The sequence below is a fragment of the Persicitalea sp. genome (genome assembly GCF_041751555.1).
GTDB lineage: Bacteria > Bacteroidota > Bacteroidia > Cytophagales > Spirosomataceae > Persicitalea.
This window is the reverse complement of the sequence record NZ_JBGSXF010000168.1, coordinates 1-7,452: the sequence shown is the minus strand read 5'-3', so window position 1 is coordinate 7,452 and position 7,452 is coordinate 1. Positions and strand designations below refer to the sequence as shown.

At 50.7% G+C, this 7,452-nt stretch carries 7 protein-coding genes and 1 pseudogene; 4 read left to right on the top strand and 4 right to left on the bottom strand.

Annotated elements, in window-relative coordinates; all coding sequences use genetic code 11:
• A pseudogene (locus ACEW8P_RS05830) lies at window positions 1-184 on the top strand (hypothetical protein); the annotation flags it as partial.
• A 93-nt stretch (window positions 185-277) separates the two neighbouring features.
• On the top strand, window positions 278-2,224 hold the full coding sequence (locus ACEW8P_RS05825; protein WP_373512163.1) for a hypothetical protein: 1,947 nt from the start codon (window positions 278-280) through the stop codon (window positions 2,222-2,224).
• A 152-nt stretch (window positions 2,225-2,376) separates the two neighbouring features.
• Here ACEW8P_RS05825 and ACEW8P_RS05820 read toward each other — a convergent pair whose 3' ends face one another.
• The 3 genes from ACEW8P_RS05820 to ACEW8P_RS05810 all read right to left on the bottom strand — a co-directional run bounded on the left by ACEW8P_RS05820 (window position 2,377) and on the right by ACEW8P_RS05810 (window position 4,330).
• Entirely contained in the window at window positions 2,377-3,090 is a 714-nt protein-coding gene (locus ACEW8P_RS05820; protein ID WP_373512162.1) for a hypothetical protein, read from the bottom strand.
• 221 nt (window positions 3,091-3,311) lie between these two features.
• Complete coding sequence (locus tag ACEW8P_RS05815; protein WP_373512161.1) at window positions 3,312-3,836, bottom strand: hypothetical protein; 525 nt, start codon at window positions 3,834-3,836, stop codon at window positions 3,312-3,314.
• Window positions 3,837-3,859: 23 nt separating this feature from the next.
• Window positions 3,860-4,330 (bottom strand): hypothetical protein, encoded by a 471-nt coding sequence (locus tag ACEW8P_RS05810; protein WP_373512160.1) that lies wholly within the window; start codon window positions 4,328-4,330, stop codon window positions 3,860-3,862.
• Window positions 4,331-4,876: 546 nt separating this feature from the next.
• Here ACEW8P_RS05810 and ACEW8P_RS05805 point away from each other — a divergent pair.
• Entirely contained in the window at window positions 4,877-5,308 is a 432-nt protein-coding gene (locus ACEW8P_RS05805) for an EamA family transporter (RefSeq protein WP_373512159.1), read from the top strand.
• A 9-nt stretch (window positions 5,309-5,317) separates the two neighbouring features.
• Here ACEW8P_RS05805 and ACEW8P_RS05800 read toward each other — a convergent pair whose 3' ends face one another.
• Entirely contained in the window at window positions 5,318-6,649 is a 1,332-nt protein-coding gene (locus ACEW8P_RS05800; RefSeq protein WP_373512158.1) for a BNR repeat-containing protein, read from the bottom strand.
• A 152-nt stretch (window positions 6,650-6,801) separates the two neighbouring features.
• Here ACEW8P_RS05800 and ACEW8P_RS05795 point away from each other — a divergent pair.
• Window positions 6,802-7,452 (top strand): acetyl-CoA hydrolase/transferase family protein (locus ACEW8P_RS05795; protein WP_373512157.1); only part of this gene is annotated, 651 nt, incomplete at its 3' end.

Genomic DNA, 7,452 nt, shown 5'->3' with positions numbered 1-7,452 from the left:
CCGACTAGCCGAAGGAAAATCCATTGAGAAAGTCTCGGACGGCCTCTACGCCGTGGACAACAAAAACTACTACATCCAACTCCCCGGCAACAGCGCCAACCCCGAAATCAAAAAATCGGGCAGCGGCCAGTCGCTCGTCATTCCAGTGGAGAAGGGCGAGTTGAAATATTCGATACTGTTTTAAAATTAATTTTGAATGATAGAATGATAGAATATCTGAGTCCGAGTCCAGTATTCTATCATTCTATCATTCACTCATTCTATCATTGAAATCAATATGAAACGATTCTTAAAAACTACCTTAATGTTCCTTGCAAGCTGCACTTTTGCCCTTGCCCAGGAAACACCTACCGAAGAGGATTTTTACAAAATACTCACACCGCCGATTCCCGAGGGCTTGATCCTGGAAGTTGGGGGCCTTACTACCCTGCCCAATGGTTCCATCGCGATGGCTACGCGCCGGGGCGATGTCCTGCTCATGGACAATCCGACGAGCAATAAGCCGTACTTCCGCAAGTTTGCTTCGGGTCTGCACGAGATTTTGGGCCTTGCCTGGAAAGACGGTTCGCTCTACTGCGCGCAGCGCGGCGAGTTGACCAAGCTGACCGACAAGAACGGCGACGGCAAGGCCGAGATTTACGAGACGGTCTATTCCTGGCCCGTATCGGGACATTACCACGAGTATTCCTTTGGGCCAAAGATCGCGCCAGATGGTAGTTTCTTCGTGAGTGGTAATGTGGCCTTCGGTAACGAAGAATGGTGGCGGGGCGAAAGCCGCGTGCCGGGCCGGGGCTGGATTTTTCGCATCACGCCCGACGGCAAGTACGAGCCGTACGCCACGGGCGTTCGCTCCCCCGCCGGCATCAGCATGATCGACGGCGAGCTGTTCTATACCGATAACCAGGGCGACTGGATGGGATCGGGCGGTATCTGGAAAGTGGATAAGGGCGACTTCATGGGCCACCCCGCTGGACTCCGTTGGGCCGAGATGCCCAACTCACCTGTAAAGTTGACGGAGAAGCAGTTTTTCTCTTTCATGGACAACCGCCAGGTCAAAAATAAGGAAGGTCGCTATATCAAGCCGGAGAACGTGGCCGACGAAAAAGATCCGAAGTTCCTCTATATGTTGAAGGAAAAGTACCCGGAATCGGTTAAGCTTCCTGCCGTGTGGCTACCTTACGGTATTCACGGTATCTCGACTTCGGAAATTGTCAAGGACGATACCGACGGAAAGTTCGGGCCTTTCGCCGGACAACTTTTCGTGGGCGATCAGGGTCAGAGCAAGATCATGCGCTTGTTCCTGGAAAAAGTGAACGGCGAGTACCAGGGCGCGGCTTTCGATTTTCGGAGCAACTTCCAGTCGGGCGTACTTCGCATGGCCTTCGCCAAGGATGGCTCCATGTTCGTAGGCGAAACCAACCGGGGCTGGGGTTCGGCGGGCGATGCCAACCAGGGCTTGCAGCGACTAGTCTGGAATGGCAAGATGCCTTTTGAAATGTATTCGGTGAAAGCCAAGCCCGACGGTTTTGAAATAAACTTTACCATGCCCGTAGATCGCGCCTCGGCCGAGAACCTGAATTCTTACGAGATCAGCAGCTTTATCTATAAGTACCACGCGGTTTATGGTAGTCCGCCGACGAACACCGAAAAGGTTACCTTGAAAGGTGTGAAAGTGTCGGACGATGGCAAAACCGTCCGCATCGTGGCCGATGGCCCGCTGCGCCGCTATTATATCCATCATTTGAACTTGAATGGCATCCGCGCCGCTAACAGCTACTATTCGTTGGTGCATCCGTCGGCCTACTACACGCTGAACAATATTCCGACGGGTGAGAAGCTGAGCGTGTCCGACCTTTCAACCGGACGCACGGGCGCCAGGCAAGCTTCTGCCGATGTGAAGTCTTCCATGGATTTGGTGTCGCCCGATGGCAAAAACCAGCCGGGGGCAACCGCTTCGGCCAAAGTACCTACCTACGACGAGATCAAGCCGTTGTTGCAGCGCAACACCTGCTTGGCTTGCCACGCTGCCGACAAGCGGGTAGTTGGCCCAGCTTATAAAGACGTGGCAAAACGGAATTATTCCGACGAGAAAATTGTGGACTTGATCTATAACCCCAAGCCCGAAAACTGGCCGGACTACACTACGCCCATGGCCGCCATGCCGCAAGTACCGAAAGACGAAGCGTTGAAAATCGCGGCCTGGATTAATTCACTGGATAAATGACTTATGGTCTAATCCGCTATTTCGTACAAAACTATAGATTACGATCTATAGATTACGGTCTATGAATTGATACGAAATAGTGGATTAGGCTAAAATAGCTCTTTTTAAATTCCGGTAGAGCTCGATAGCCACAGTTTTCTGACCGTGAATAGTCAACGATTAATCGACACGAACACTCTAATGTAATCCTCCACAACGCTGCCGACGAAGGTATAAGGTGGATTACGCCTGTTGAACTGTAACGTCGTGTTGTCGTTTTCAATAAAGAACATCTTGGTATTCGTACTTCTCGCAGTTGGACGAATCACTCCACCACCTACGTTGGAAATTTCATAGGGTACACTAATTTCAAAGGTCACGTCCCGAGTTTCCCCAACGGGCATATCCAAAGCGAATGGCGTGCCGATATTGAATCTCTCGCCAGGTGTATGGAGTATGCCCGCTCTTGCGCTATTGCTCGTGGCGCTCAGCTGGTATCCGGCAGTGACGGGAAAAGATGGCCGAGCCACGCGCTTTAATGTCATTCGAGCGTCGAAAACGGCATCGCCACCTTCGCCCACCGCGGCGGCACCGGGGTTTGAATCCCGCTTCGCCCTGCCCCTACTGGGTGAGACGAATTTGTCGGGATCAGGATTGGCACCGAGAACTTCGGCGAGAACAGAGCCATCCTCAGCTAGGATAGAAACTTTCTCAATCACAAACTCGCAGGGATAAGCGCGCGGAGTGCCACCGATGGTCAGGCAGGCGGATTCCGGCAGGTTGGCAGGTGGCGACAGATCGTGGTCTTTGATGCAGGACAGGGCGACGGCCAGCAGGCTGTAAAAGCAGAACAGGGAAACGCGGGTGAATAACCGGGGGAAGTGCATGATAGTGTAGGTTTAGGATTAAGTATTGAACCAAAAAATCGCATCTGAACGCGCGATTCATTTTCCAAATCTACACAACGACTACCAAAATTCCTGAAAGGATTTATTAAACGGTATATTTTCAATTAATTCACAGTCAGCAGATTAAAGCGTTCACAAAAAAGGGCCACTCATTCGAGTGGCCCTTTTACTTTATTCCATTCCATAGGAGGATAATTGAATCAGCGCGGCGGCTTTCTACTGGCCGAATACTGGAATGCCTCTCGGTCATAAAAGTTGTCGTCGTCCAGTGGGATTACAATGGTTTCGTCACCTGTGTAAAGTCGGTACACATCTACCTCGTAATTGCGATCGAAGGCCACGCCCTTTTTATAGCGGTTTGCCTTAGCAAAAGTGGCGTGGTCAATGTTGTCGGAATACACGATCTCGTTTTCTTCGTCGAGTCGTACCATACCAATGGGAATTACGAGATGATTTTCCCCATCCTCGTTGATATATTCCTTCACGCCATCGCCGATGGCAGAATTGTAGGATTGGTTGCCCACTTTGATGAGTTCATCATCCACTTCCACATCCAGGTACACGACGCGCTCGGCGGATTTACTTGCCACAAGGCTTTCTACCTCACCGATGGTCATGTTATTAGAATCTTTAACTTCCCAACCCCGGACATCGCTGTAGCCAGAAGCTACTTTGTAGTCGTCCAGGTCGTCGAGAAACTCTATGTCTTTATTCGTATTAGCCATAATTTAGTTTTTAGTTCTGGTTTTCAATTCATTCTTCGGAGCAAGCTGGCAGCTTCATTGAAAAAGCCTTTGACAGCAGGTTTTTGATCGAGCGTCAGCATGTCGGGATCGATTTGGTTAGCGGCATCCACTAAGCTTTGCGCTTCGTTCGAAAGCTGGGGGAACTTGGCCTCCTGCATCTTGTGAAGGGAACCAGCTAAGGTTTCGGTAGCCTTGCGGATACTGTTGGCATGGGAAGTTTCGAAAGGGTCGGAAGCGATCATACCAGCATACTCACGCACTTGATCCATATCTGCCTTGATGTCATAATCCGCTTGGTCAGCGACGGCCTCGGTAGCAACGGTAAGTCTTTTCAAAGCTTCATTGGTAAAGTCGTGTTCGAGGTTCATGGGTTCTATGTCACCTTCGATATAACTAATGTATTCGGCTACCGCTCCGGTAGTAGCACCCGCTGTGTTAGTATCGACCATTTCGGTATTATCTATCGCCTCCATGTCATCATCTACTCCGTCTCCTCTGAGGGCGAACCAATACACCAAGAATCCGAGCAGAAGTAATCCCAGAAGTATCCAAGGCCATACAGGCGGTTTCTTTTCTATTTTAATTTCAGCCATATTAGTATTTGAAGTTTGTAAAAAAAATAAACATTTAATCTGGTTTAAGGGGTTAAATAACCGTACCAACCCGATTTCAGAGAAAGACGAAAACAGCTAAAATACGATCGCAGATACAGGCCGATTGTGAAAAATATCGCCGATGAGCAGACTTTCCGAAAGTGAGGAAGGAGGATATTGGTCGGTCGCCGACGAGGAATAGCTTACCCCATCATTCGGCAATTTTGTGAAGAGTTGGTTCGAAGGTTGTCAGAGCTTATCAGCAGGCGATGATGATGCAAAACACTCTCTCGGTTCTTCGGCGTACAGGATTGTTTATTTTTGGTCGCAGGACGCTGGGTAATTGCTTCAAGGTGAATAACCGTGAAACTTTCTGGCGTTTGAAGCGTTCGTTGCAAGAAACCTATTCTCAACTTTCGACTATCTATGTGGATCGTCTTTGCTCTTTTGGCTGCCCTCGCCGCCGGGGCCGCCGTCGTTCTTTCCAAAGCTGGCATCAAAAACATGGATTCCTCGCTGGCTTTTGCCGTGCAGTCTGTGCTGATTCTCCTGATTTCCTGGTCGGTGGTGTTATGGCAAAAGCAGAGCGCGGGTCTGGCTGACCTGGACAAACGCACCTGGCTTTTTCTAATCGGAGCAGGTATTGCCACTACACTCTCTTCCCTGCTCTCTTTTAAAGCTCTAAAATTGGGCGATGCCTCGCTGGTTACTTCATTGGAAAGGTTGTCGCTGGTTTTCGCCGTAGGATTCGCCGTTTATTTTCTCAAAGAAAAGCTAAACTGGCAGGTAGTTGTGGGAATTCTGCTAATGATCGGTGGTGCGGTGCTGATTAGTTATTCGCAGTCCTCGCCGGAGTAGAGTTAAGCGTCACTTTTCTATGACCTCATAAATGATTAAGTCCGTCGGGGCAGGTGGGTTATTAGGCTGCGGACGATCCTGATTGACGGGCAGCGTTTGCCACCGCATGGTGTAGCGGCCTGTATTGTCCGTTTTGGTGCGCGCTTCCATATCCTTATTCAGAGTAATAGCAGGTAAACTACTCTCAACCGTCTGCGTTTTTCCTTTCACCTCCTGCTTTACCTGCAACGTTTTTTGGTCAAGAATCCAGTAGCCCTGGCCGAATTTTTCATGCTCGTAACTTACCACCAATTGGCCATTGCCGGAGGTTCTTACGTTCGAAACCCGGATTGATTTTTTGATCGATCCGGTCGCGTTGAGTTCCCAAGTAAAGTCGGGCCAATTACTGATTTGTGCAGTGTGCCAGTTGCCTCTGCCGTTCTTCTCCCAGCGAGTGACGAACATTTGGCTGATCCCTTGCTTGTCGTACTGATGATACACGATGCACGGATTCTTTTCCTGATCCCAACCGATGTTGTACGACATATTGGTCAGGCCGTTCCAGGGGCCGACGGGAACCACGACGGGGTCACTGTTTCGCCATCGGATCGGCAGTTCGACGGATTGTCCGCCCATGGTTTCCCAATGCAGCATATCGCGGCTGCGGATGCAGGAAAGGTTGTGGCAGGTATTAGCAACGGGCGTCAGGCGCCACGACCAGACGATGTAAAAGTACCCGTCTGGCCCAAGGGTCGGGGTCGTCATGTAGGCGTTGACCTCCGACTCGCCGTCGAAGAAAGGCGTATCGAAAAGCGGACGCCAGGTTTTACTGGCAGGATCGTAACGATTGTATAGTGTATTGCCATTACCACTACCACCGTCTCGGTATTGGAAATAGAGATCGCCCGATTTATTTTTGAGGAAGATCGGATACGTCACCCGCTCTTCGCGTTTCCCGGTCATGGGTAGTTTCTCAAAACGGTCGATGTTCTCTGGCTTTTCTGAGCGGAAGTAGATTAAGGGCACCGCGTGCATGTTACCCGACACGTGCAGGTAACCGTCCCGGTCCACTGCCATTTCGATGTAGTTGTGACTATCCCAGCCGACTTTGGTGGGCAACACGGTTCTTTTCCATTGCTTCGAGTCGAGTGGCCGCTGCGCGATCACCATGTTTTGGCCTTCGTCATAGTAGCCCGCATACTGGTACTTATCGGTCGTCAGCAGGTCGAAACCTACCGAATGACCCGACCATACTTTGGCCACTGGAATGGTTTCTAGCGGGCTTTGGTTAGTTTGTTTTTGACAAAAACCAAATCTGGCAGAAACCAGAAGCATTAAGGAGAGGAGCAGCGATCTTTTCATGTCCAAAAAAGAGTCTAGACAGTGTCTTCTAATCGGCAAAGAATAAAAAAATGCCAAACATGACTTTGCTCATCGGCGTTAGAATACAAATTCTGCTGTTTTGCGGCATTGAAATAGACCTCTCGATTTTACACCAAAAAATATAAGTATTCATGAATTACCCCTACGTCGAAGCCACTGAGGCAGTAAAATCAATCCGTAGCAACGACCGCGTTTTCGTTCACGCTGGCGCCGCCACACCGACCGTACTGATTGAAGCACTGGCGCAGCGCGCTCCCGAACTCCGCAACGTCCAAACTATTCACCTCCACCTGGAAGGCCCGATGCCACTGGCCGATCCGGGTAATGAGGAATCCTTTCATCCCAATGCCCTGTTCATCGGGGCTAATTTGCGGGCGGCCATCGCGGAGGGACGAGCCAGTTATCTGCCCATTTTCCTGAGCGAAGCGCCGATGCTGTTTCGCAACAACATCTGGCCCCTCGACGTGGCATTGGTGCAGGTTTCGCCGCCTGACGCCCACGGGTTTTGCTCACTGGGCGTATCGGTGGATGTGGCTCGGGCCGCTGTCGATACTGCCCGGACGGTAATCGCGCTGGTCAACCCACACATGCCGCGCACCCACGGCGACGGTCAGGTACACGTTAGCCGCTTCACTACCTTATGCTACCACGAGGCCCCCATTTACACCCACGCTTCTCAGGAACCTTCGGAAATGGATATGGCCATTGGCCGCCATGTGGCGGGATTGGTCGAGGACGGAGCCACGCTTCAGGTAGGCATCGGCGGTATTCCGAATGCTACC

Excerpts from the sequence above, each read along its gene's own strand:
- ACEW8P_RS05815 (WP_373512161.1), bottom strand. The coding sequence starts at position 3,836 with ATGGCTAATACGAATAAAGACATAGAGTTTCTCGACGACCTGGACGAC.
- ACEW8P_RS05825 (WP_373512163.1), top strand. The coding sequence starts at position 278 with ATGAAACGATTCTTAAAAACTACCTTAATGTTCCTTGCAAGCTGCACT.
- ACEW8P_RS05810 (WP_373512160.1), bottom strand. The coding sequence starts at position 4,330 with ATGGAGGCGATAGATAATACCGAAATGGTCGATACTAACACAGCGGGT.
- ACEW8P_RS05800 (WP_373512158.1), bottom strand. The coding sequence starts at position 6,649 with ATGAAAAGATCGCTGCTCCTCTCCTTAATGCTTCTGGTTTCTGCCAGA.
- ACEW8P_RS05820 (WP_373512162.1), bottom strand. The coding sequence starts at position 3,090 with ATGCACTTCCCCCGGTTATTCACCCGCGTTTCCCTGTTCTGCTTTTAC.
- ACEW8P_RS05805 (WP_373512159.1), top strand. The coding sequence starts at position 4,877 with ATGTGGATCGTCTTTGCTCTTTTGGCTGCCCTCGCCGCCGGGGCCGCC.